This window comes from Pseudomonas sp. GW821-FHT03C07 (assembly GCF_059420925.1).
The window spans coordinates 20,176-45,107 of the sequence record NZ_JBWKUQ010000009.1; the positions used below are offsets into that span (position 1 = coordinate 20,176).

The window sequence follows — 24,932 nt, forward strand, 5'->3', positions numbered from 1 at the left end:
CCTCATCGCTGGCAAGCCAGCTCCTACAAGGTCGGTGTTCGGCCTTAGTGTGCGAAGGCTTGCCGGTACTCGCCAGGCGTTGCGCCCAACACCTGGCGAAACCGATTGGCGAAATGACTGGCGCTGGCAAATCCGCACGCCAGGGCAATCTCACCAAGCGGCTGCCGCGTGCCGCGCAACAACACCCGCGCCTGCTCCAGACGTCGCGCCAGCACATACTGATGGGGCGCCAGGCCGAAGCTGGCACGGAACATCCGCGCAAAGTGATATTCCGACAGCGCGCATAACCCGGCCAACTCACCCAGGCTCAACGGCTGGTCCAGGCGACTGTTGATGTACTCCGCCAACAGCCGTCGCTGGTGCGCGGCCAAGCCGCCTTTCAAGCGCAGACCCTGGCGCAACCCCACCTGATTGAGCAACGTATGGCCGAGCAACTCGTGGGCCAGGCTGCTACTGAGCAGGCGCTCCGCCGGCTCGTCCCAGTTCAGGCCGATCAGCTGACGAAAACGTCGGGCCTGCTGCGGGTCATCGAGAAAGGTGTGTTCCTGCAATTGCAGTTCACGAGGTTCACGGTCCAGCAGTGTGACGCAGCCGACCGCGAACTGTTCCGGGCTGAAGTACAGGTGCGCCAGGCGGATGCTGCCGTTGATCACCCAACCGGACCGATGCTCGGCGGGCAGGATACACAGCTTGTCCGGACCGCCCTTGGTGTCGGGACGGTCCCGGCGAAAAGTCCCGGTGCCACCGGCGATATAGCAGGACAGGGTGTGATGGCTGGGCGCCTCGTAGTCCTGGGCGTCATGATGATTGCTCCACAAGGCCGCAGCCAACCCGTCACCCAGATCGGCACTGTGTTCCAGGCGCGAATTGGGCGAGCGGTTCAGGGCTTGAAAGACTTGCAGGGTATCCAGTGCGGGCATGGTCTGTTCTCCAACGCCTTGCATCCTACTCCGTGATGCAAAAACCTGGCAGTCGCCGGCCGACAAAAGCGCAAGTTTTTGCAAGCGCCAGCGCCGGGCGTTCAGCACACTGAGGCCTGTCTTCGGGAGTCCGCCGCATGAACCTGTTTCTCTATCTGCTTACCGTGTTGATCTGGGGCACCACCTGGATCGCCCTGAAACTGCAACTGGGCGTGGTGGCGATCCCGGTGTCCATCGTCTATCGCTTCGGCCTGGCGGCGCTGGTGTTGTTCGTCATGCTGCTGCTCAGCCGCCGCCTGCAACCGATGAACCGTCGCGGCCACCTGATCTGCCTGGCCCAGGGCCTGTGCCTGTTCTGCCTGAACTTCATGTGCTTCCTCACCGCCAGCCAGTGGGTACCCAGCGGCCTGGTGGCGGTGGTGTTTTCCACCGCGACCTTGTGGAATGCCCTGAACGCCCGGGTGTTCTTCAAGCAGAAGATCGCCCGCAATGTGCTGATGGGCGGGGCCCTCGGCTTGCTCGGCCTGGGCCTGCTGTTCTGGCCGGAACTCTCCGGGCACACCGCGGGCCCGCACACGCTGCTGGGACTGGGACTGGCGTTGCTCGGCACGATGTGTTTCTCGGCCGGCAACCTGCTCTCCAGCCTGCAACAGAAGGCCGGGCTCAAGCCCCTGACCACCAACGCCTGGGGCATGCTCTACGGCGCGACGATGCTGGCCGTCTACTGCCTGTTCCAGGGCATCCCGTTCGCGATGGAATGGAATACGCGGTATATCGGCTCGCTGCTGTACCTGGTGATTCCGGGCTCGGTGATCGGCTTCACCGCCTACCTGACCCTGGTCGGGCGCATGGGCCCGGAGCGCGCGGCCTATTGCACGGTGCTGTTCCCGCTGGTGGCGTTGAATGTCTCGGCCTATGCCGAGGGCTATCACTGGAGCGCGCCGGCCCTGCTCGGGCTGGTGGCGGTGATGGCGGGCAACGTGCTGGTGTTCCGCAAACCCAGGGTAGTGCTGCGATCGACGTCGGCCAGGGTGGCCTAGGCGCGCCATATCCATGTAAGGCACGCCACATCTATGTAGATCAGTCCCGGATCAATGGCTGGATAACCTGACGCTTTCCACGGCGTATCAGGAAGTCCAGGCCATGAATCGAACTGATGAAGAAAGCACCGATGTCGATACGGTGAATGAACCCCCAGCGCCCAGCGAAGCCGACGACCCGCGGTTGTCGGCTTTTCTGCGGCGTGACGCCGACCTGCTGCACAACGAGAAGAGCTGGGCGCAACAGCAGGTCGTCGAACAACTGGCGAGCTCGTTCAAGGCGGCCATGGGGCCGCTGCATGAAGCCGAGCAGCGCAGCTGGCTGGGACACTATCGCCAACTCATGGCGGCCAGGTCGGTGCTGGATGCTGAAAGCCGAAAAGTTGTCGATGCCTTTGAAACCGTCGGTGTGGCAAAACTGCGCGAACGCCTGAAGCAAGTCTCCAAGCTGGACCTTGACCCGCACACCACCTACCTGCACACCGTGATCGATTCGCCGGAGCAGGCGCCGCAACCCAAGGGCGAAGGCCCGCCGGTCGAGGTGGAGAGCTTCGAGCGGCGTATCGGCACGGTCACCGTCTCGACCATGACCCTGTGGCAGGCCGCCTGCCTGAACTTCACGTTCTCCGATGCCAGCTACGCCAACCTCAAGCGGCGCTGGATCTCCTTTGACAAGAAAGTCGATATCAACGATCGACGCGGGCTGCTCACCACGGAGCAATTTGTCGGGATCGTCCGTGAGCTCGATCTGGGCGCCATGCTCAAGCCCCATGTCGCGCAGGCAATGCGCGCCGACGGGCCACTGGATCACTCGATACAAGCCTTCACCAAGGCCGAGATCGACTTCGGCCTGTATGACTCGGCCCGACAGCCGGCCGTGACGGGGCTGAGCTACGCGGCCTTTGTCGCCCTCAGGGACGAGTTGTCGGCGGCCCAGCCGCAGCTCAGGGGAGCCTATGCCGCGTTACGTTTGCCGGGCGGTCTGAAGGCCGGCCTGGACCGGGTGCTGGAGTCCATCGAGAGCGAGCTGCTGCACCTGTTCAATATTGAGCACGAACCCCTGGAGGCGATCTACTTGCCGCTGCTGCTCTTCGAGATCGTCGGGCGGACGGGATTCTACAGCTACTGTGTCGACCGTCCGGGGGGCGCCTTGCGCCACCACGATTCAAGGGCGGCGTTCGAACGCGAGTTCAAGGCCCAACTGCAAAAAGACAGCGGCGGCCAGCGGCTGCGTTGGTTGATCCCGTCGCTGGCCTTCAAGCAGCAGCATCAGTTCTGGCAATGGATCAAGGCGCACCGCAAGTCCAAGAGCCTGCACTGGACGTCGACCGTTTCTGACCTCTACAACTGGCTCTGGTCAGGGGAGGTGATCGACGACCTGACCTTCGAGTATGGCGCCTGGGAGGCCGGCTTCCGTCCCGGTCGGGCCTTGGCCGAGTTCTACGCCTGGCGTTTTCGCCTGAATACCCAAGCGATCGCGGTGGCCAAGACCGAGCACGATCTGCAAGCGGTCAAGGAGGGCGTTCTCGCCGCCATGCACCTGCTGCTCAATCTGCTGATGCTGCCGGTTCCCGGCGGTTTCGGGGTCCTGGGCCGGGTGGTGGCGACGATCATGTTCGCGCAGATGGGCCTGGAGTTGGCCGACGGTATCCTGGCGACTTTCCAGGGCCGGCCGAGAGCGTTGGGCAAGGCCCTGGCCGACGTCGGCTCGATGATCCTCAGCGCCAGCGTGCTCGGGCTGGCGGGACGTGTCATGGAGCGACGTTTCCAGGCCTTGTCCCTGGAAATCGGGCGCTGGCGCAAGGTGACACCGAGCCAGGGGCCGGAACAGCTGTGGAAGATGGACCTGAGCAATTATGCCGTCTCCGTGAAAGGCCTGAAGGAGCGCTTTGGCGCGGACGAACGGGGGCTTTATGAAGAGGACGGCGTGCTGTACGGCGAGGTGCTGGAGCAGGGCGGCTCGATTCAGGTCCGCCTGGAATACGATGCCGGGCTCAAGCGCTATGTGGCGCGCGCCGCCGACCCCGGGCGATTTCGACCGCCGATGCGCTACGACCGGCAGGCGCGCTGCTGGCTGCCGGACCTGGATGACAGCCCGGGCCTGAGCAATGCCAGTTGGTTGGCACGGATGCTGGTCCGGGGCACGACCGAAGAGGCCGAGACGATGCTGAGCATCAGCGGCGTCAGCCGCCAGGAACTCCAGACGGTCTGGTCGGGTGGCTTGCCACCGGTGTCGCTGGTCGAGGCGGAGCGACGTCGACGGATCGACGCCGGTCTCAGCGCGCTGATTGCTGGCAACGATGCGCGGCTGAGCTTGCCGGTGGAAGCCGAGCGCGCGCTGTTCTGCTTGCTGCCACGGCTGGCCGATTGGCCGGAAACCGCCGGGTTGTTTGTCCATGGGTCCGACGGCGAACTGTTGGCGGTGCATGGTCGGCACGAACATCTGGCCGACTTCGAGCACAAGGTGGCGATTCGCAGGCTGGAGGAGGGCGGCTATGTCGCGCAACCCGCCGATGCGCAACAGGTGAGCGACGTTCTCGCCCATGAAGAGGGCGTTCAGGCGCTGATCCTCAGCCTGTTGCCCGACGACTGTCCGCTCAAGGGCGACTTCGAGCCCTTTGTCCGGCGCCAATGGCACAAAACTATACGACAACAGATCAGGGCCCTGGCCCGGCTTGAGCGGCCTGCGCTGTTCGAGCTGCTCAGTGCCTATGACGGCATGCACCACGCGACGTCGCGGGCGCCAGCTCCGCATTACCTGTCGCTGGTCACGCCGTCCCTGCCGCCGCTGGTGATCGAGCTCCAGCGGCGCTACCCCGCGCTGTCGTTGGCGCGGATCGCCGAGCACCTGCGGCGCCTGCCGCTGGCGGTGTCAGAGCGTCAGCGTTTCCTGGACAGTGCCCAGTTGCCTGGCGCGCAGGCCCGCGCCCTGGCCGATGGGCAAGCCTTGAGCCGCCTCGGTCGGGTGCTGGACGGGATTCATCACAACCGGCTGTTCAATCGCGATACGGATGCCTGGCTGCAACTGGCCGGCGAGTTGCTGGTACAAGAGCAACTGGGGCTGACCCTGTGTCCGCAGGTGCGCACCAGTGAAACCCACGACAGGTTCTACCTGGCGCTGGCGGCGTTGTTCAAACCGAGTGAACTGAGTCGGCTGGGCGTGACGGACGCGACTGACGTGAAGGCCTTGCGCAAGTTGCTCGCCGGCGTCCTGGAAAGGCGGCGGGGCGCGGACGGGCGTATCCGCCTGCCGATCGAACGTTGCCAGGAAACCCGCGCCCTGCCGTCGACCCTGATGCCTGATGAAGCCGGTCGCTATCGGCTGGAAGGCAACACCTACCTGTCGCTTGAGGGGAGTCTTTACCGTATTGAAAACACCGGTTTGAGCGAGGACTGGCGGATCAGCCCCAGCCATTTGCCGGGGGCCTACCCACCGCGCCTGGAACATAACGGGGTCAGTGCCTGGTGGCATGAGTTCGAGGACCCGTTGAGCTGGGACGGCCTGACCGCGTTTCGTCGTCTGGGTGGGCAAGCCGAGTCATTTTCCGAGCCGGTCGCCCGGCGGATACTGAGTATCAGTGCGACACCCGACAGCCTGTTGCGGCAGACGATTTTTTGCAATCGACGGCCTCCGGCTTTCCTCACCACCGTCATGCAGCGTTTCAGGGACTGCCTGGATATCGAGCAGCACCTCGGCGCGTTGAACTGGCGCACGAAGGCGTTGCCAGAACCCTTTAAGACGGCTCTTGATGCGGTCGGCGAAGCCGATAGCCTGTGGCTGGCCGTCGCTCCGCAATTGCCCGAGGAGCGGAATGTCGCTGCTTTGTTGCGGCGCCTGGAGAGTGATCCGCGACGGGTCAGGCAGGTGCTGGTCGACGGTCTGTCCCGGCAGCGGGACAAAGCCGTGGAACCTTTGGCAAGCGCGCTGGTAGAAGCCTTTCCCCTGCTGCCTGGCAGTGTCGCCGAGGAAATCCTGGAGCACAGCCAATCCTGGCAACGTCGGCTGATCGAGCAGGAGCACCGTATTCCGCTGGCGCTGGCCGAAGAAGCCCGGTGGTGGAGTGAGGAGGCGCTCCTCGGCCGGGCGCTCATGGGGCTGAGCCCCGACGCGCCGAGTAACGCCCACAGCGATCAGGTCCTGCTGACGGTGCTCAAGGAGCTGTCGGGTTGGCCCGGCCAGGTCCGGATTGAACTGCGCGAAGCGGCCATCGACGGGGCGCTGTTGGACAGCAGCGGCAGCGCTGAACTGACTGATCGGCGGGTGGTGGTGAAGACCGCGGACGGTTACGAGTCATTCCTGGTTGAGGGCGAGCAGGTGGTCCGTCGGGGCGCGCTACAAAGCGACCTGCTACTGGCCCTGTCACGGTTGATGCAGGACCTGCCGGCCGGCCTGCCCTGGGGCGGTGCGCAGGGGCCGGGAGCCCCGTTGAAAACCCAAATCTGTCAGCAGGCGATTCGCCAGCGTGGTGAACTGCGCCGTCGGCTTGGCCTGCGTCCGCTACCGGCGTGGGCACCCTTGCCGCGACGTCTGGTGCGCCAACGCAACGGCCGGATTGGGATTGCGCTGAGCGGTCGCGGCCCGGGTCTGCCGGCGGTGGAGCTGTTCGGTCGGCTGAAAAGACTCTACCGCGGCGCGACCTACCAGGAGTTGTTCGACGTCCTGCAGGTGCTGGGACACACAAGAGAGGAGCAACAGGTGGCGGTCGAGGCGTTGGAACGCGACTACCTCACCTTGAAGAACGATCTGGGGGCCTGGCTCGATATCCCGCAAGCAGAGGGCCTGGACCGCTACCTGGCGCTCAGGATGCGCAGGACGATGGCGGCGCGGATCCGGCGTTGCTGGCGCTGGGAAAGCCGTAATGTATTGGGCGGTGTGTTGCTGCTCGATGGTTTTGTGGTCGAGCAGATGCCGATGCTCAATGTCGCGTTCAGCCATGTGACGCAACTGCACATTCGCGATACGAACCTGGATGTCAGCTACGTGAACGCTTTCCTGCGGGCTTTTCCGGCCTTGAAGCACCTACGGCTATGTAACACCAACCTGAAGCGTCTGCCCCATGACGTCGGCGAGCTGCGGGGGCTGGAAGAGCTCGATCTGCAGGGCAATCAGATTGTCCTGGCGGCGGCGAGTGCCTTGCAAGTGTCCGGGATGCGGCAATTGAGATACCTGAACCTGCAGGACAACCCGCTGAAGTTGCTGCCCGACTTCGCCGCCCTGACGGATTTGCAGTGGCTGAATCTGAGCCGGACCGGCATGGATAGCTGGCCTTCGGGTGTGCTGTTTCTCAAGCAACTGAGCTTTCTCGACCTGCGCCACAACCGCATCCAGCAGCTACCTGGCGCGGTGCTGTTGGCGCCAGTGTCGCTCAACCGTGGGGTGAATCTGCAAGGCAATCCGCTGCTCCCCGAGACCGTGGCCAAACTGTCGGTCTATGCGCGGGAAAACAAGATGGCGGGGGTTACCTTCGGACTCACCAGCGCCGAGCTTTCCGGGCCCGTCGGTATCGAAGCCTGGGGGGCGGCGGTGGATCGAACCCAAGAGCAGAACAGCTGTTGGCAACGGGTCAGGGACGACCTGGACGCCGATGAGTTTTTCGAATACCTGGATCGCCTGAGTGCGCTGCCGGCCTTCTATGACCCGCTGTTTTCCGCTACGCGGCGCAATCTGACAGAGCGCCTCTGGCGAGTAATCAAGGTGGCGGCCGACAGTGTCGACCTGTGCGAACAACTGTTCATCCTGCAACTTGAAACGCTGGCGGACGGGGGCAGCCTGTTGCAGATCTTCAATGAACTCGAGTTCGCGGTACTTTGCCATCAGGTCTTGCTGGCCGAGGGCGACAGGGCCTGCGCCGAGGCCCGCATGGTGCGCCTGTTCAAGGGCAAGTTCCGGCTGAGTGTGCTCCGCGACAAGAGCGCCGACCCCGCGACTTATCGGGCCTACTGGGAGCTGTTGGCCGGACGCCTGGAACTGCCCGACCTGTTCGACGAGGCCTTCCACAAGGAGCGGGTGCAACTGGACGACAGCCGGCTTGAGGCGATGGTCGAGCAGATCCAGCAGATGGAAGCGCAGCCGACCGCGGTCAATGGCTTGCACCGCTACCTGAAAGCGCACACGGTCTGGCGCAACTTTCTGGAGCTGGCCTACGAAGAGGAACTGCAGTCATTATTCGGCACGGCGCGCGAGTCGCGGATCGATGCGCTCACCAGCGCTGCCTTGGGCAGCCCCGCCTGACCGCGCGGCGCGCAAGGCCCGGGTCCGGTTGGCGATACTTAACTAGCGCCGTGGGTCCGACCTGGCGGCTTAGGCTGGTGGTTTCAACGCTTGCCAGGGAGGCAGCATGAACCTACCCGCGGAACAACCGCAACCCAGCCCATCGACCGCGCCGGCTTCCGAGCCGGATATCGACCCACGGATCAGCGCATTCCTCGCGCGGCAACCCACTCTCCTGCATTCCCGGGAGAGCTGGGCGCGGCAACAGGTCCTCGATCATCTCAGCGACCTGTTCAAGGACGCCATGCGCCCGTTGGAGGAAATGGAGCAGCGCAGCTACCTCGGGCTGTTCCGCTCGCTGGTCGCCGCCAAGGGCGCCCTGGATGCCGAGAGCAAGGGCTTTGTCGAAGCCTTCGAACAGGCCGGCCTGCAGGCCCTGCGCACGCGCATCAAACAGGACTGCGGCCAGGACCTGGACCCACGCACCACCTACCTGCATACCGCCTATGCCGTGGATCCCGGCAAAAAACGTCGGGCGGCACCGCAGCGGCGCGCACTGGACCCCAGCGCGGGCGTCGCGGTGGACGTGGCGACCCTGTCGTTGTGGCAGGCCGCCTGCCTGAACTTCGCTTTTTTCGACTTCCCCGAAATGAAGCGCCGCTGGATCAGCTACGGCACCGGCGAGGAGGATATCAACCTGGGCAGCTTGATCGATGTGGACACGTTCATCCACATTGTCCGCGAGCTGAACCTCGGCGCCGACCTGCGGCAGCGCGTCGACACGGCCCTGCAACCCTTGGCGCTGCTGCCCCGGCTGATCCACGGCTATGTGCACGAGCTGTTTCGCTTCAACCTGTACGAAGCCACCAGGGACGTGGCCAAGACCCGAATGAGCCGCGGCATGTTTGAGTCGCTGCGCGATGCCCTGGAGCGCGGAACGCCCTGGTTGAAGGTCGAGCAGGTGGCGATCCAACTGCCGCAAAGCCTGGCTCGACGGATGGCCCGCGTCGAGCTGAGTATCGCGGATGCGCTCCTGCGACTGTTCTCGTTGAAGTCGTTCGACCTCAGCGGCATTTATCTGCCGGCGTTGATCCTGCGGGTGTCCGGTGAGCCCGGCCTGTACAGTTATTGCGCCGAGCGCCCTGACGGCGTGTTGCGCCATCACGTATCGCTGGCGGCCTTCGAGGAGGAATTCAAGGCCCTGCTCAAGGCCGACAACAGCCGCGAGGCCCTAGGTTGGCTGATCTCTTCGCTGGCCTTCGAACAGCAGAGCAAGCTCTGGCAACTGATTGAGCCCGAGCACAAGCCGACCCAGCTCAATTGGCTGGCGGATAAACTCTACGACGCCTTCCATTGGGTGTTTCCGAACCACACCGTGGATGACCTGGGCTTCGCCTACCATCCCGCCGGGGCGAGTCCGGAGCAGGCGCTGAGCACCTTCTACAGCTGGCGCTTTCGCCTCAACACCGAGGCGATTGCCGTGCCCAAGGGCCAGCAGGATCTGCGCGCGGTCAAGGAAGGCATTGTCAGCCTGATGCACCAACTGCTCGACCTGCTGCTGACGCCGGTGCCGGGTGGTCTGGGCAGTCTCGGGCGGGTGGTGATGGCGGCGATGGCCGGGCACCTGACACTGGAATTGTTCGATGGGATCGAGGGCGCCGGCGAGGGGCATCCGCAGGCCTTGCTGCAAGCCGGATTGGAGACCGCCAATATGCTCTTGCTGGCCGGGCTGCATGGTTACGCCGGGCGCTTGGCCTATCGGCACATCGGCCAGGAGTTCAAGCGCCTGGACAAATACCGCCGGGTGCAATTGGCGGATGGCGCCAGCCAACTGTGGCAACCGACGTTGCTGCCCTATGCGCGCAAGAGCGTCGAGCTGAGCGCACTATTCGATGAGCAGGGACTGAGCCCCCTGGGCGGCAAACTCTATGGCCAGGTCAAGGAGCGGGGACAGGACCTGACTGTCGAGCTGGAGTACGACAAGACCCTCAAGGGCTATCGGGCGACCCATCCCGACGCGGGGCAGTTTCATCCGCCAATGCTTTACGACCCGGCGTCCCGGCGCTGGTCGGTGTCCCTGGATGACAGTCATCAGCTCTCGGATGCCCGGCTACTGCAACGGATGATCGCGCTCAAGGGCGCCGACCAGGAGCAGGCCCAGCAGATCCTCGATATCAGCGGGGTGTCCCGCGAGCACCTGGAACAGATTTGGTCGGGCGGCGTGCCGCAGGCCTCGCTGGTCGAGGCGTTGGAGCGCTTCGAGGTCGATCGGGGCATTGCCGAACTCAGGGCCGGCGACCAGGAGCTGGCCCTGCTGTCGCCGTGCGCGCAGCGGGCCTTGTTTTCCCTGCTGCCGGAGTTGCGGGATTGGCCGGCCGACCTCTGCCTGAAGGTCCACGCCGCGGACGGTGAACTGCAGCAAGCCTATGGCCAGCGCCAGCGCCTGGAGCTGTACACCCATTCGGTGAGTATCCGGCGTTTGGAGGATGGCAGTTTTATCGAGCAGACCGAAGTCCCGAGTGACTCCTCGGTCGCCACCGCGCGTGGTTATGAACCCGGCGTGTTGGCCTTGATCCTCAGCCTGCTGCCCAGCGACTCGCTGCTGCGCGGCGGTAGCGATCCGCTGGTCTGGCGAGTCTGGAGCAAGACGGTTCGGCGGCTGGTCAATGCCTTGGCCAGGGAGCGCTCGGGCCCCTTGTTCGAGGCCCTCGGCACCCATGCGGGGCGGATCAAGGTCGATGTCAGCGACAACGCCTTCGGGGCCGAAGTGGGGGCCTACCTGCCCGTGCTCACGTCCGGCGTGCCGGCGCTGCCGGGGAAAATCCGCCAGCTCTATCCACAGCTGTCGCTGGCCAGGCTGGCGCAATTCCTGCGCGACAACCCCTTGTCGTCGAGCCAATGCCAGATCCTGCTGGACAATAATCGGCTGCCTTACCGCCTGGGTTACAACCTGGCGCACACGCAGCAGCTCAGCACCCTGGGCCGGGCCTTGGATGGGATCTACCAGGCCCGCGCGTTCCAGGAAGACACCGACGCCTGGTTGCAGGCCATCGCCGTCGGCGTGGTGAGCGAACGTCTGGGCCGGGCCCTGAAATGGGTCGACAGCGACCGGGCCTTTCTCCCGGCCCCAGGGGACCTGCCATTACGCCGATATGGCCAAGGACTCTACACGGCACTCGATAGCCGCCGGCAACCAAGCCTCGATCTGTCGTCGCCCGCCGAGAGTTTTTACCTGGCCTTCGCCGCTTCATTGTCCACCCGGGAGCTGGGCTTGCTGGGCATGGTTTCGGCGGCTGACGTGCAAGCGTTGCGCAACGCCCTCGGTGCCGGTCTGGGCGCCTTGCGGCGTCCCGATGGCAGTGTCGGCCTGGCGCTTGAGCTGTATGAGTGCCCGGCGCTCTCCGAGGGTTATCGGGAACCCGACTCGCCGGGACTGTACGTCAAGGACGGTGTGCGGTTCGTCTGCCTGGACCAGCGCTTCTATCAGGTCGAGCAGGACCTGCGGTTCGATGAATGGCGGATTGGCCATCCGTGGCTCAAGGGCGCCTATGCCCCCCTGCTGGAACACAATGACCGAGGCGGTTGGTGGCATGAGTTCGAGAACCCGCTGGCGTGGGACGGACCCACGGCGTTTCGCCGCCTGGAACCGGGCGCCGCGGTTTTTTCCGCGAGCGTGGCGCGCCAGATCCTGGCGATCAGCGCAGTCGACGACGCGCTGCCGGGCCGGTTGTTGTTCGAAAACCAGCCCAGCGCACCGCTGTTGAGTGAAGTGGCTCGGCGTTTCCTTCAGGCGCGGATGGACAGCCCGTTGCTGGAGGTCGCCGAGTGTGATCCCGGCAGCGATCTCCAGGTGAGCTTTCTGCGTCAGCAGTTCCCGCGATTGAGCGTCGACATGGCGCAGGACCTGACGGAGCAGGCGGACTCGTCCCAACGTCAACTGATGCGTGACTACAAGCGCGTGCCCCTGGCCCTGGCCGAGGAAGCGCGCTACCTGAGCCGCGAAATCGAAGTCTGCCGGGTGTACGAGAGCCTGTTTCTGTCCACGACGCGCAACGACGCCTGTGACACCCTGTTATTGCAGTTGCTCGAGCGCTTGCCTGGCTGGTCGCGGACACTGCGGATCGAGCTGCGTCGCGAGACAACCACCGGCCCCTTGATCGCCAGTGTCGGCGAGGTCTCGGCCGCGGTCCGTCGGATCCTGGTCAAGACGGAGCGCGGCTATGAGCCATTCGAGTCCGATAGCAGCGGGCCGCGCAGCTTGGCAGCGCTGGATGACGATCCGTTCGCGGCGCTGTTGCAGGCGTTGCCGCAGTTGAAGCGTACGACCCTGGACCTGCTCCATGGCGGCGATGATGTCGAGATGGACTTGAAACGGCTGATGTTCCAGAGCGTGGCCGGTGATCGCAACCGCATCCGGCAACTGCTCGGACAGCCGCCGGTGCTGCCCTGGAGCCGTCCGCCGCAACGCCTGATGCGCCTGGAAAGCGGCGTGCTGGGCTATCCGCTGAGCGGGCGCGGGCGTTCGGGGCTGTATCCGTCGGAGCTGTTCAAACCGCTGAAAAAACTCTATCGCGGTTGTTCCGATGCGCAAATCGCCGAGATTCTGGCCAACCTCGGTGCCACCTTCGAGGCGCGTGTCAGGGCCGTGGAACACCTGCAGGATGAATACCGCCAGTTGAAGGATGACCTGGCGCGTTGGCAGTACGCCCCGCAGTTCGAGGAGATGGACTTGCCGTTCAGCGATAGCCGGATTCCACGGCGCCGTAAAATCGCCCGACGCCTGAGGCACTGCTGGCGTCGCCAGAGTATCGCCCAGGACCTCGGGCCGCTGCGTTATGAGCTGGTCCTCGATGGCCTGGAGATCGAGGACCTGCCCGAACTGAGCGCCGACTTCAGCCATGTCGCCCTGCTGTCGATGAATGACATGCGGCTGGGCAATGCCCGCTATCTGAGCCGCTTCCTGAGATACTTCAGCGGCCTGACCACGTTACGCATGGACGGCAACGGCTTGAGCAGCCTGCCCAATGCGATCGGGACGCTGGAGAGGCTGGAAGAGCTTTCACTGGAAAACAACCAGTTGAAGCTGACCCAGGGCACGGCGCGGGAACTGGCGGGACTGACCAGGCTGCAGCGCTTGAATCTCAACGGCAACCCCTTGGGCGTACTGCCCTACTTCGGCGAGATGGAGCAATTGCAGGTACTGCGCCTCAGCCGTACCGGTATCGAGCGCTGGCCCTTGGGGCTGCTGGCCTTGAGGGACCTGGTGCGGGTCGAATTGCGCGAGAATGCGATCAGTGAGCTACCGGCGGAGCTGTTCAGCAGGCACGCTCAACTCTGTCGTGGCCTGGACCTGTCGGGCAATCCGTTGTCAGCGCAGGTGCTGAGGTCGATTCGGCATTATCGACAGACCGTCGAGAACCATGATGTGGTATTCGGCCTGGGTCGCCTGCGCCTGTCGTCTCTGTTCGGGATTGACCGCTGGGCCGACGGCGCCGAGAAAACCGCGCAAAGGAGCGCCCAGTGGCACAGTGTCAGGGACCAGCCCAATGCCGATGTGTTTTTCCTGCTGCTCGATCGCATGAGTTCTCCGCCCAATTTCTTCCATGATGAGTATCAGCCGGTACGCAGCGACCTGAGTGCGCGGGTCTGGCGGTTGATCAAGGCCGCCTCCGAAGACCGCGCCTTGTGTGAAGAGGTGTTCCGCCTGGAGGCGCAAGGGCGTGTCGTCGGCCTTACCAGCTACCAGATATTCAATCGACTGGAGTTGAGCGTGGATTGTCATGAAGCCTTGCGATTGACGGATCAGGAGGCGGTGGAGTCGCGTCTGTTGAGCGTGCTCAGGGGGCAGTTCCGCCTGGGCGTGTTGAGCGTCGCGGTGGGCAGGAAGCATCCGGCGCGGTCGTTGTTCTGGTATCGCGCCTATTACGATGCCCTGGCCGCTGAGCTGGCCTTGCCCAGCCAGTTCAACGGCCTGTTTACCGCCAATCCGGTGCATGTCGGCAAGCAGCAGGCCAGCGACATCAAGGCTGAGGTGCTGAGCGAGGAACTGCCCCAGGCATTGCCTGAAGGATCACCCGGCAAATCCCCTGAGGCTCGGCTTGAGACGCTGCTTGAAGGCATGAGCGAAGCGTTGCCCGAGGAGATACCGCAAGAACCGCCCGGGGTGTTGCCGGATGAATTGCCGCCCGAGCCGCACGAGGAGTCTGCCGATGCCGAGAGCCTGCCGTTGATCGGCTATCTGGTGGCCAATGACAGCTGGAGCGACTTTCTTATCCGCGCCCATGAGCGTGATTTTCGGCGGGTCTTCGGGCGTCTGTGGGAATTCGACAAGCGCCTGGAAGACAGTGAGTACCGCCACCTCTGGCGCACCCGCCTGAACCAGCTCCAGTACACCCGCCGGCGTGCCGCCTGGCTCCGGCACTGGACCGTCAAGGCCCTGGGCAAAGTGGGGGTGTCGCCGCTCGGCAGTGCCTGAGTGCCCATTGGCGGCTGTCGTATTTAGTTAGAACCGCGGCCTCGGGAGGGCACGTTAGGCTGCTTTTTTCCATCAATGAAAAGAGCAGCCATGGACGACTCCCCACCCCTTGCCGACCCCAGCGTCGAGCCTGCCCCCTCAGATCTTCTCGAGGAGCAGGCGCACTTTCTCCATTCCCGCGAGAGTTGGCGGCTCGACGATATCGGCAAGCACCTGCTGGCTGTTTCCGATGCGGCCATGCAACCGCTGAACGAGGTCGAGAAGCTGACCTACGCCAGCCTGTTCCGTTACCTCACCCAGATGAACCGGGCCGTGGAGCTTGCCAACGGCAAGCTCGCCCGCGCCTTTGAACAGGACGGTTTGAAAGCCCTGCGGGACAAACTGCGGGAGCGCACCGGCAAGGACCTGGACCCGAAAAACACCTATATCCATACTCTGCACATGGAGTTCAAGGACGGCGCGGGTTGGGTGCCGGGCCAACGCGGCCGACGCGCCTACGACCCCGATGCGCCCCTGGCTCATGTCTACAGCCTGTCGCTGTGGCAGGCGGCCTGCCTGAACTATGGCTTCGGCGATCTGTTCGCCTCGACCCAGGTGCGCGCCAGTTGGATCAGCCAGGAAGCGGGGCCGGGTTACCAGCGCGGTTTTCCACCCGGGGAGATCAGCACCGGGACCCTGATGCCGGTGCGCAGCTTCGTGATAATTGCCCGTGAACTGGATCTGGGCCGTGATCTCAAGGCGCGCGTCGACAAGGCCCTGGACAAGGACGGCGAACTGAGCCGGGGCCTGGAGCAGGTGGCCTGGGCCGAGATCCGTTTCAGTCCCTATGAGGCGTATCGCAACGGCGCGCTGACCGGAGTGAGCAACGCGCCGTTCAGCCGCCTGCGCCACGATTTGTGGAATGCGCCGCAAAATGTCACGGTCAAAGCCGTGTCGATCAAGCTCAAGGACAGTGTCGTCGTCACTCTCCTGAAAAGCCTCAACCCCGGCCATCAGTTGCGTACGGTTCTTTTCGGCGAGAGCGACCTGTTTTCCAGTTTTCTCGAACTGCCGTTGTTGACCTTTGAACTCGAACAGTTCGACGGGCTGTTCAGCTACTACCCGAATCGGCTGGGCGGCGCCTTGCGCTATCACCGCGACCGGCCGACGTTCGAGGCTGACTTCAAGCGCCAGCTCAAGGAGGACAATGCGCAACAGCGCCTCAACTGGTTCCTGGCACCATTGAGCATCAAGGCCCAGGCGATCGTGCGCGATATCGCCCGCCCCCACGAACGACCGGAAGGAATGAACGCGGTGTACAGCGGGCTGTACGATGCCTTTCACTGGGTGTTTCCGGCGCCGCTGCTCGAGGACCTCAAGTGGCGTTACCAGGCGCTGACCACGACGCCGGCACAGGCCCTGAAAGACTACTACCTGGAACGCGACCGGCAGAACCTCAACGAGTTGGCCGTGGAGCGCTCGGTGAAGGATCTGCAGGCCTTCATCGAGGGCGTCAGCGCGGTCATGGACGAAGTCCTCGGCCTGTTGCTGCTGCCGGTGCCGGGCGGTGCGCGTGGCCTGGGGCGGGTGGTGCAGATCGCCCTGTTCGGCACTCTGAGCTACAACTTCATCCAGGGCCTGACGGAAGCGGCGAAGGGCCATCCGATGCAGTTGGCCCAGTCGGTGGTGGATATCGGCAACCTGTTGATCAGCGCGGGCCTGCATCGCCACGCGGTGAAAGTGTCGATACGCCGGCACCGGGAACTGAGCCGTTGCCTGGGCGCCGTGCACCGGGTCGAGGTGGCGGGCGGGCATGCCCTCTGGGCGTCGCGGCTGGACCGTTATGTCAGTGTGAAGATCGGCCTGTTGCATGGTGCCAAACCCCGGGCCTCGGGGGTGATCGAATATAAGGGCAAGCAATACGCCGAACTGTCGGTCGAGGGCGAGTCACGGGCGTTCGAGCTGGCATACGATCCGCTGGCCCGGCAACACACACTGGTGCATCCGGACGCGACGCTGTTCCGTCCGGTGGTCAGCTTCGACCCGGGCCTTGCGCGTTGGCAGCTGGACCTGGCGAAAATCGAGCCGCCGAGCATGACGCAACTGGGCGAGCGGCTGCTGCCCTGCGGGCCGCTGAGCCGTGGCGAAGTGACCCGCCTGAGCCGGATCAGTGGCACCACCTCGCAGACCCTGCAGCAGGTCTGGGCGGGTGAGCCGGCACCGGCCGCGCTGGTCGATACCGTCAAACGGCATAACACCGACCGCGCCCTGCAAGCCGTGACCGCACCGCTGGCATCGCGACAACCGTTACCCGAGGAAGGCGACCGGGCGCTGTTCTCGGCGCTGACGCAATTGCCGGACTGGCCGGACGACCTGGCCCTGGGCATTTATGATCGGCAGGGTCGGTTGCTGGAGGCCTACGGCAAACAAGACCGTTTGGCCGAACACCGCCAGACCCTCTCGCTACGCCGCCTGGAAGATGGCGGCTACGTCGATCACGCGGCGCCGGAGGCGATCGCCGATCACCAGCTGGGACCGCTCGGCTTGATTCTCGGATTATTGCCGGCCGAGGCGGCGTTGCGGCGGCCGGCCGCGCCTGGCCAGGCGTTCTCGAGCCAGGTCGCGATCCTCCGGCGCCGTGTCGGTGACCTGGCGATCAGTGAGAAACTGCCGCTGTTCGAAGTGCTGAGCCGCTATCCGGCGCGGACCCGCTCCGAGCGGCCGGAGTTGGCGCCGGGTCTGCGCCGCTTTCTCCCGGTGGCGCGGGCGCCGCGCCCGGCCGTGCTGGACCAGGCCCTGCTGCTGCACCCGGACCTGTCCCCGGCGCGGGTTGCCGAATGGTTGCGTAGCCATCCGTTGTCACCGGCCGAACGTGGCGCGTTCCTGAAAACCGGCCAGTTGCCGGAAGGCCCGCGCCGTGCGCTGGCGCAAGCGGCCAGAAGCCTGCGCCTGGAACAGTCGCTCGATGGCATTTATCAGCGCCGGGCCTGGAATGCATCGACGGATGCCTGGGCCCGCGAAGGCATGACGGCGCTGCTGCAAGACAAACTGGGAGTGACCCTGGAGATCGGCGAGGTCGAGCCGGGAGCGAACACCACTGCGGTTGTCGAGGAGTCGGCGAGCAAGCGGGTACTGCTGCGCCATCATGGCCAGGGGCGCTATGCGGTATTCGATACGGTCCGGCAGGTGGAACGTCCGGTCCTGCCCGGCACCGACAGCTTCTACAAGGCATTCAATACGGCGTTGAGCCGTAGCGAGCAGCTGCAACTGGGGATCCAGGATGCCAGTGCCGACAATGTCGCGATCCTGCGGCGCGACGTGGGTGATGCCTTGACCGAGCGGCGTAGCGACGACGGCGATATACGCCCCTGGAACGATTCGGCGGACAGCTACCGGCAATCCCTCAGCCTGCCCGCGGAGCTGGAGCCCGACGCGCTGGGACTGTATCGCTGGCGGGATAAGACCTGGTTGGCGCTGGATGACGCGGTGTTCGAGGTCGACCATGACCCGCGCTTCGACGAGTGGGGCATCGAGCATCCGAGCTTGCCCGGCGCCTACCGACTGGAGCTTGAGCATAACGGCGCCGGTGCCTGGTGGCATGAACAGGAGCAGCCGCTGGAGTGGCAAGGACTGAAGCTGTTTCGGCGTCTGGGCCATCGGGCGGCGGCGCAACCCGATGAGCTGGCGCGGCAGTTGATGGCGATCTGTGATGTCAGCGAGGACCAGTTGCGCAAAGTCCACGTGACTCGCTCGCGGGCACCGGGCCTGCTGATGGACACCCTGGAGCGGGTCGACAACCATGTCCGCGTCGGCTATAGCCTGGATCGGCTGGGGACCAGTCGCCGCCTCGACAAGGTCTTGAGCCGGGCGCTGGAACAACTGAACCAACAGGAGCGGGTGGCGCTTTTCGGCGCGGGGGACATGGATGATCAGGGCCGCGTGCGGGTGCTGAGTGAAAAAACCAGCGAGGACGCGCAGTCACTCAAGACCCTGCTGGGCAATGCGCTGGATCGGGCGCGGGACAGCGCCAGCGAGCCGTCGACCGCGCTGCTTCGCCGGCTGTTCCCCAGCCTGCCGGAACGGGTGGCGCGGGATATCGTCGAGCGCGCCGACAGCGAACAGCGCCGGGGCCTGCGCGAAACCGGCAAGCTGCCCCTGGCCATGGCCGAAGAAGCGCGCTGGTGGATTCAGGATGTCCGGCTCGGGCGGGCGCTGGAAGGTTTCCAGGTCGACAGCCTGATCAACCCCGACACCGAGCGCCTGGCCTTGCACCTGCTGGAATATCTGCCGGGTTGGCCGGACGACCTGCGCATCGAGGTGCGCGAAAACTCGCCGAGCGGGCCGTTGCTCGACAGCGTCGGCGCTGACGCGGCGGCGCGGCGCGCGCTGATCGTCAAGACCCGTGCGGGCTACGCAGCGGCCACCGGCCCGGGCAATCGCCTGCCACCGGCGAGCCACCAACTGCTTCCGGCGATCGTCGCCGTGCTGCCGGAAACGGCGCGCACGGCGCTGGTGCCCAGCGGTTTTGCCAGCGAGTTGCGGCGTGACCTGGCGCGGGCGGCGGTCGGCGAGCGCGGGCGAGCCAAACGGCTGCTGGGCATGCGCCCCGAGATCCCCGGCTTCGTGCCGCCGCAACGCCTGGCCGATGGCCGGATCGGCTACTCATTGAGTGGTGGCGAAGGTCGACAGGGCCGGCAATTGAAGCGTTTCCGCGCCTTGTATTCGGGCTATTCCTATGACGAAGCGCTGCAACAATTGGAGCGCTTGGCTGGCGATCTGGCCAGCCGCGAGGGGCTGATCCAGCAGCGCGGTGCCGAGTTGAATACCCTCAGGGGCCATCTCAAGCGCTGGCGCCAGACGGCCTACCATCCCGAGAGACCGGCGCATCTGTATCAGCTGGCGAAACGGCTCAAGCAGTGTTGGCGTCGGGAAGTCCTGTACGCCTATCCGCATTTGAATGGGGACAGCGGCTACCAACTGAACCTGGATAACCTGGAGGTGAAGCGCTTTCCGCTGTTGCCGGTGAGCGCGGATTTTTCTCACGTCACACAATTGTTGATGCGTGACATGGCGTTGGAAGCACCGGTGTTTCTCGACCAGTTTCTGCGCAAGTTTTCGTTTCTACAGGAGTTGGATCTGTCCCATAACCGCCTGACTGATCTCCCGGCATTGGAGGGGCCGCTGCGGGATCTGCGTTGGCTGACGCTGAGGGATAACCGGATCGTCTTTCCCGTGGGCGGCCATCAACGCCTGTCCGGCATGAGCGAGTTGGTGCACCTGGACCTGAGCCACAATCCCCTCGGCCATCCGCCCGCGCTCGGCGAGCTGCACCTGCTGGAAAAACTTGACCTTCATCAGACCCGGATAGAGACCCTGCCGGACGGCATCGAGCGGTTGCGCCACCTGGTACAGGCCAACCTGGGCGATAACCTTATCCGCGACATTCCCGGGCGGGTGTTCGAGTCCCTGGCGGTCGCGCCTGACGAAGGCCGGCAACCGCCAGCGATTGCCCTGGCCGACAACCCGCTGTCAAACGATGCGCGGCTACGTCTGCAGTATTTCAAACTGAGCCATCCCCATGCGCGTCTGGGTTTCGATGTGCCTGACCTGGAGGGGCTCGAGCTGTGGTTATGGAGTCGTACCGAAAACCGCAACCAGGCACTGACCGAGGCCTGGCAGCGCCTGGCTGCCGAGAACGGCGAGGAATTCCTGGGCTTCTTCAGCAAACTGGCCACGCTTCCCGATCTGTATCTGGAGGCCTGGGATTCGGTTCGCCAGGGCCTGATCGAGCACCTGGAGTTTGTCCTCACCTCGGCTTCACGCGACCCCGAACTGCGCGACCGGCAGTTCGATATCGTCCACTACACCGGGTTGCAGGATGCGCTGCCGTTTGATGTCTTCCGGGAACTGGAACTGGAGGCGTTTTATGCGCTCGCCCGGGGCAAGGCCGATATTCAAGAGGCGGAGCAAGTGCTCTTTGGCCTGGTGCGGGGGAAATTCCGCTTTTTCACCCTGGCCGAGGAGGTGCGCCAGCAGAACGTGCCGGACCCTGAGGCACGTTTTCGGGCCTATGCCTATCGCCTCGGGGACCTTGAGCTGCCGCCGCTGTTCCTGGCCGATGTGGTCGTGACGGACCTTGAACTCGGGGTGCTGGATCCGATGCGCCAGCGCATTCTTCACGCCGAGAAAACGCAAGGGTTGGAGAATATCCTGATGAGCAACAGCCAGTGGCAGGGGTTTATGAAGGACAGCCATCTTGCCGAGCATGACGCGCGCTTCGGTGAGTTTTTCGACTATTCCGCGCTGGAGGGAGAAAACACCCAGGAGTATCGCGAGCGTGGCGAGGCGTTGCAGGGCGAGTATCTGAGGCGGCGTGACGAATGGTTACGCGGATTGACGCGTGAGGCCTTGTCCCGGCTGATACCGGCCAATATCGAGACCGGGCAGGATTAGCCCGGCCTCGTGGTGACTCAGCCCTTCCACACTTGGGGATTGACCAGATCGCGTGGCCGCTCGCCGAGCAGGGCGCTGCGCAGGTTGGCCAGCGCTCGGTTGGCCATGGCTTTGCGGGTTTCGTGGGTGGCCGAGCCGATATGTGGCAGGGTGACGGCGTTCTTCAGTTGAAACAACGGCGACTCGGCCAGTGGTTCTTTCTCGTAGACGTCCAGCCCGGCGCCACGGATAGTGCCGTTTTGCAGTGCCTGGACCAGCGCCGGCTCGTCCACCACCGGGCCACGGGAGATGTTCACCAGGATCGCATCCGACTTCATCAGGCCCAGTTCGCGATGGCTGATCAGGTGGCGGGTCTTGTCGCTCAAGGGCACCACCAGCACCACGAAGTCGGACTCGGCGAGCAAGGCGTCGAGGCTGCGCAACTGCGCGCCGAGTTGCTGTTCGAGTTCCGGCTTGCGGCTGTTGCCGCTGTAGAGAATCGGCATGTTAAAGCCAAGATGACCACGGCGGGCCACGGCCGCGCCGATATTGCCCAGGCCGACGATACCCAGGGTCTTGCCGTGCACATCGCCGCCGAACAGGGCCGGGCCGACGCTGGCCTGCCACTGCCCGGCCTTGGTCCAGGCGTCCAGCTCGGCAACGCGGCGGGCGCTGCTCATCAACAGGGCGAAGCCGAGGTCGGCGGTGCTTTCGGTGAGCACGTCGGGGGTGTTGGTGAGCAGGATCCCGCGTTCGTTGAAGTAGGCCAGGTCATAGTTGTCGTAGCCGACCGAGACGCTGGAGACCACTTCGAGCTTGGCGGCGGTTTCCAACTGGGCGCGGCCGAGTTTGCGGCCGACGCCGATCAGGCCGTGGGCGTGGGGCAGGGCGGCGTCGAACTGAGCGTTGAGATCACCGCGCTTGGGATCCGGGACAATCACCTCGAAATCTTCGCGCAGGTGCTCGACCATGGCGGGGCTGATGCGGCTGAAGGCGAGTACGGTTTTTTTCATCGCAGGGCTCATCGAACGGCGGGAATGCAAAGCACGCTATCATTTTTCGCCGGATTTGTGCGCTGGATTCTGACTTTGTAGGAGCGAGCTTGCTCGCGATGGTGGTCCAGACACCGCGGGGTATCAGATGCCCCGCGTTATCGTTGACGCCCATCGCGAGCAAGCTCGCACCTACATTTCAGTTGGCGATACGTACGTTTTTCAGCTCATACGCCGCCAACTCGGCCTGATGGGCCGCGAGGATCTCCGGCAAGGAGCCTCGCAGGTACTCGACCCAGGTCTTGATCTTGGCATCCAGGTACTGCCGCGACGGATAGATCGCATACAGGTTCAGCTCCTGCGAGCGATAGCTGGGCATCATCCGCACCAGGCTGCCATTGCGCAGCCCCTCGATCGCCGCATACACCGGCAACACGCCGACTCCCATGCCGCTGATGATCGCCGCCTTCATCGCATCGGCGGAGTTGACCAGAAACGGCGAGGTGGCAATGTTCACTGCTTCCTGCCCATCCGGCCCATCGAAAGCCCAGCGGTCCAGGGCGATCACCGGGCTCACCAGGCGCAGGCAGGCATGGTTGAGCAGATCACTCGGCCGTTGCGCGCAACCGTTGGCTTTCACATAGGCCGGCGAGGCACAGACGATGCTGTAGGTGATCCCCAGACGCTGCGAAACAAAGCCCGAATCCGGTAACTCGCTGGCCAGCACGATGGACACGTCATAGCCCTCGTCGAGCAGATCCGGCACGCGGTTGGCCAGGGTCAGGTCGAAGGTCACGTCGGGGTGGGTCTTGCGGTAACGGGCAATTGCATCGATCACGAAATGCTGGCCAACCCCGGTCATGGAATGCACTTTCAACTGCCCGGCCGGCCGCGCATGGGCGTCGCTGGCCTCGGCTTCGGCTTCCTCAACGTAGGCCAGGATCTGCCCGCAGCGCAGCAAATAGCGCTTGCCGGCCTCGGTCAGGGCGATGCGCCGGGTGGTGCGGTTGAGCAGGCGGGTTTGCAAGTGGGCCTCAAGAGCCGAGACCGCGCGCGAGACGTTGGCCGTCGTGGTGTCCAGTTGCACGGCGGCGGCGGTAAAGCTACCGGCTTCGGCCACGCAACTGAAGGCGCGCATATTTTGCAAAGTGTCCATGGGGTGCTCTCTGGGGTGACGGCAAATTGTGACACGAAGTAACAGGGGGATGGGCATTCGACCAAGGGATTATCGCGTTAACGGTAACAAAGCTTCACAGAAAGGCCATCTTATCGTCTGACAGGCCGCCCTCTAGAATTGCTCCCCCAGGTCAGTGTTGTGCCCACGGGAAACCGCTTTTCTCCCCACCCCAGGAATTTGCAGCAGTGCCGCGTCGCATCAGCAGAGAGCTGAAGGCTCTCAGTGTTTGGGCTTTATCCTTGGCTATCAGCGGCTGCATCGGAACCGGAGGTATTGCCCCACAGGGCCAGCCCCTCGCCGCCAACACCTTGCTTACCGACCAGGCGATCCAGAGTGCCGAGCGCGACGCGCACTGGCCTGTGGCGCAGTGGTGGCAAGCCTATGGCGACCGCCAGCTCGACCAATGGATCGAGCGCGCCGTGCAAGGCAGCCCGAGCCTGGCCATGGCCGCCGCCCGCGTGCGCCAGGCCCGGGCCCTGGCGGGGCTGGCCGAGTCCGCCGAGTCCGTGCAGATCAAGGGCGACGCCGCGCTGAAACGGCATAACTGGGCCAACGACCCGTTCTACGGCCCCGGCGAACTGGCGAGCACCACCACCTGGGACAACAACGCCGCCCTGGGCCTGAGCTATTCCCTGGACCTCTGGGGTCGGGAAAGCAATGCCAGTGAACGGGCCGTGGACCTGGCCCATATGAGCGTCGCCGAAGCGCGCCAGGCTCGGCTCGAATTGCAGAACAGCATCGTCCACGCCTATATCCAGCTGTCGTTGCAGTACGCCCAGCGCGATATCGTCGAAGCCACCCGCAAGCAGCAGATGCAGATTCTCGACCTGGCGCAAAAACGCCTGAACGGCGGCCTCGGCACCCATTTCGAAGTCAGTCAGGCCGAGACGCCGCTGCCGGAAACCCATCGCCAGCTCGACGCGCTGGACGAAGAGATCGCCCTGAGCCGCAACCAGTTGGCGGCCCTGGCCGGCGTCGGCCCGGGCGAGGGCGCGCGCCTGCAACGGCCGTCGCTGTCCCTGCACACCACCTTGAAATTGCCCTCGGCCCTGCCCGCGCAACTGCTCGGCCAGCGCCCGGACGTGGTCGCCAGCCGCTGGCAAGTGGCGGCCCAGGCGCGTGGTATCGATGTCGCCCACGCCGGCTTCTATCCCAACGTCGACCTGCTCGGCAACCTCGGCTACATGGCCACCGGCGGCGGCCTGCTGACGTTTCTCAGCGGCAAGAAATTCAACTACGGCGTCGGCCCGGCGCTGTCCTTGCCGATCTTCGACGGCGGCCGCCTGCGCGCCGAATTGGGCGAAGCGGCGGCGGGTTATGACCTCGCCGTGGCGAAATACAACCAGACCCTGGTCTATGCCCTCAAGGGTATTTCCGACCAGTTGATCCGCCGTGAGTCCCTGGACAAGCAGCAGGTGTTCGCCGCCGAGTCCGTGGCCTCGGCGCAGAAAACCTACGACATCGCCATGATCGCCTACCAGCGTGGCCTGACCGACTACCTCAATGTGCTCAATGCCCAGACCCTGCTGTTTCATCAGCAGCAGGTCGAGCAGCAGGTCGAGGCCGCGCGCCTGAGTGCCCATGCCGAGCTCATCACCGAACTGGGGGGCGGCTTAGGCGCGGGCAACGATGTACCGGCCGAGAGCCGCGCCGTGGCGCACAAACCTGCGGCCGTGCTGGCCGCCTTTGATCACTGAGAACCGCGT

The 24,932-nt window shown here is 64.4% G+C and carries 8 protein-coding genes; 5 read left to right on the forward strand and 3 right to left on the reverse strand.

Annotated elements, in window-relative coordinates; genetic code table 11:
- Positions 1–44: 44 nt before the first annotated feature.
- Positions 45–920: a helix-turn-helix domain-containing protein gene (locus tag AC07VG_RS18300; RefSeq protein ID WP_495001048.1), complete on the reverse strand. Its 876-nt coding sequence runs from the start codon at positions 918–920 to the stop codon at positions 45–47.
- Positions 921–1,057: 137 nt separating this feature from the next.
- Here AC07VG_RS18300 and AC07VG_RS18305 point away from each other — a divergent pair, with 137 nt between their 5' ends.
- The 4 genes from AC07VG_RS18305 (at position 1,058) to AC07VG_RS18320 (ending at position 21,078) form a co-directional block, all read left to right on the forward strand.
- Positions 1,058–1,960 (forward strand): DMT family transporter, encoded by a 903-nt coding sequence (locus AC07VG_RS18305; protein ID WP_495021638.1) that lies wholly within the window; start codon positions 1,058–1,060, stop codon positions 1,958–1,960.
- 103 nt (positions 1,961–2,063) lie between these two features.
- The gene (locus AC07VG_RS18310; protein ID WP_495021639.1) at positions 2,064–8,192 is read left to right on the forward strand and encodes an NEL-type E3 ubiquitin ligase domain-containing protein; all 6,129 of its coding nucleotides are present in this window, start codon (positions 2,064–2,066) and stop codon (positions 8,190–8,192) included.
- Between the two features lie 106 nt (positions 8,193–8,298).
- Complete coding sequence (locus AC07VG_RS18315; RefSeq protein ID WP_495021640.1) at positions 8,299–14,646, forward strand: NEL-type E3 ubiquitin ligase domain-containing protein; 6,348 nt, start codon at positions 8,299–8,301, stop codon at positions 14,644–14,646.
- A 90-nt stretch (positions 14,647–14,736) separates the two neighbouring features.
- Positions 14,737–21,078: an NEL-type E3 ubiquitin ligase domain-containing protein gene (locus AC07VG_RS18320; protein WP_495021641.1), complete on the forward strand. Its 6,342-nt coding sequence runs from the start codon at positions 14,737–14,739 to the stop codon at positions 21,076–21,078.
- A gap of 17 nt (positions 21,079–21,095) precedes the next feature.
- Here the strand turns inward: AC07VG_RS18320 and AC07VG_RS18325 are convergent, their stop codons facing one another.
- On the reverse strand, positions 21,096–22,070 hold the full coding sequence (locus AC07VG_RS18325) for a 2-hydroxyacid dehydrogenase (protein WP_495021642.1): 975 nt from the start codon (positions 22,068–22,070) through the stop codon (positions 21,096–21,098).
- Between the two features lie 178 nt (positions 22,071–22,248).
- The gene (locus AC07VG_RS18330; RefSeq protein ID WP_495001042.1) at positions 22,249–23,205 is read right to left on the reverse strand and encodes a LysR family transcriptional regulator; all 957 of its coding nucleotides are present in this window, start codon (positions 23,203–23,205) and stop codon (positions 22,249–22,251) included.
- A 206-nt stretch (positions 23,206–23,411) separates the two neighbouring features.
- Between AC07VG_RS18330 and AC07VG_RS18335 the strand changes: the two genes are divergently transcribed.
- Positions 23,412–24,923: an efflux transporter outer membrane subunit gene (locus AC07VG_RS18335; RefSeq protein WP_495021643.1), complete on the forward strand. Its 1,512-nt coding sequence runs from the start codon at positions 23,412–23,414 to the stop codon at positions 24,921–24,923.
- The last annotated feature ends 9 nt before the right edge of the window (positions 24,924–24,932 follow it).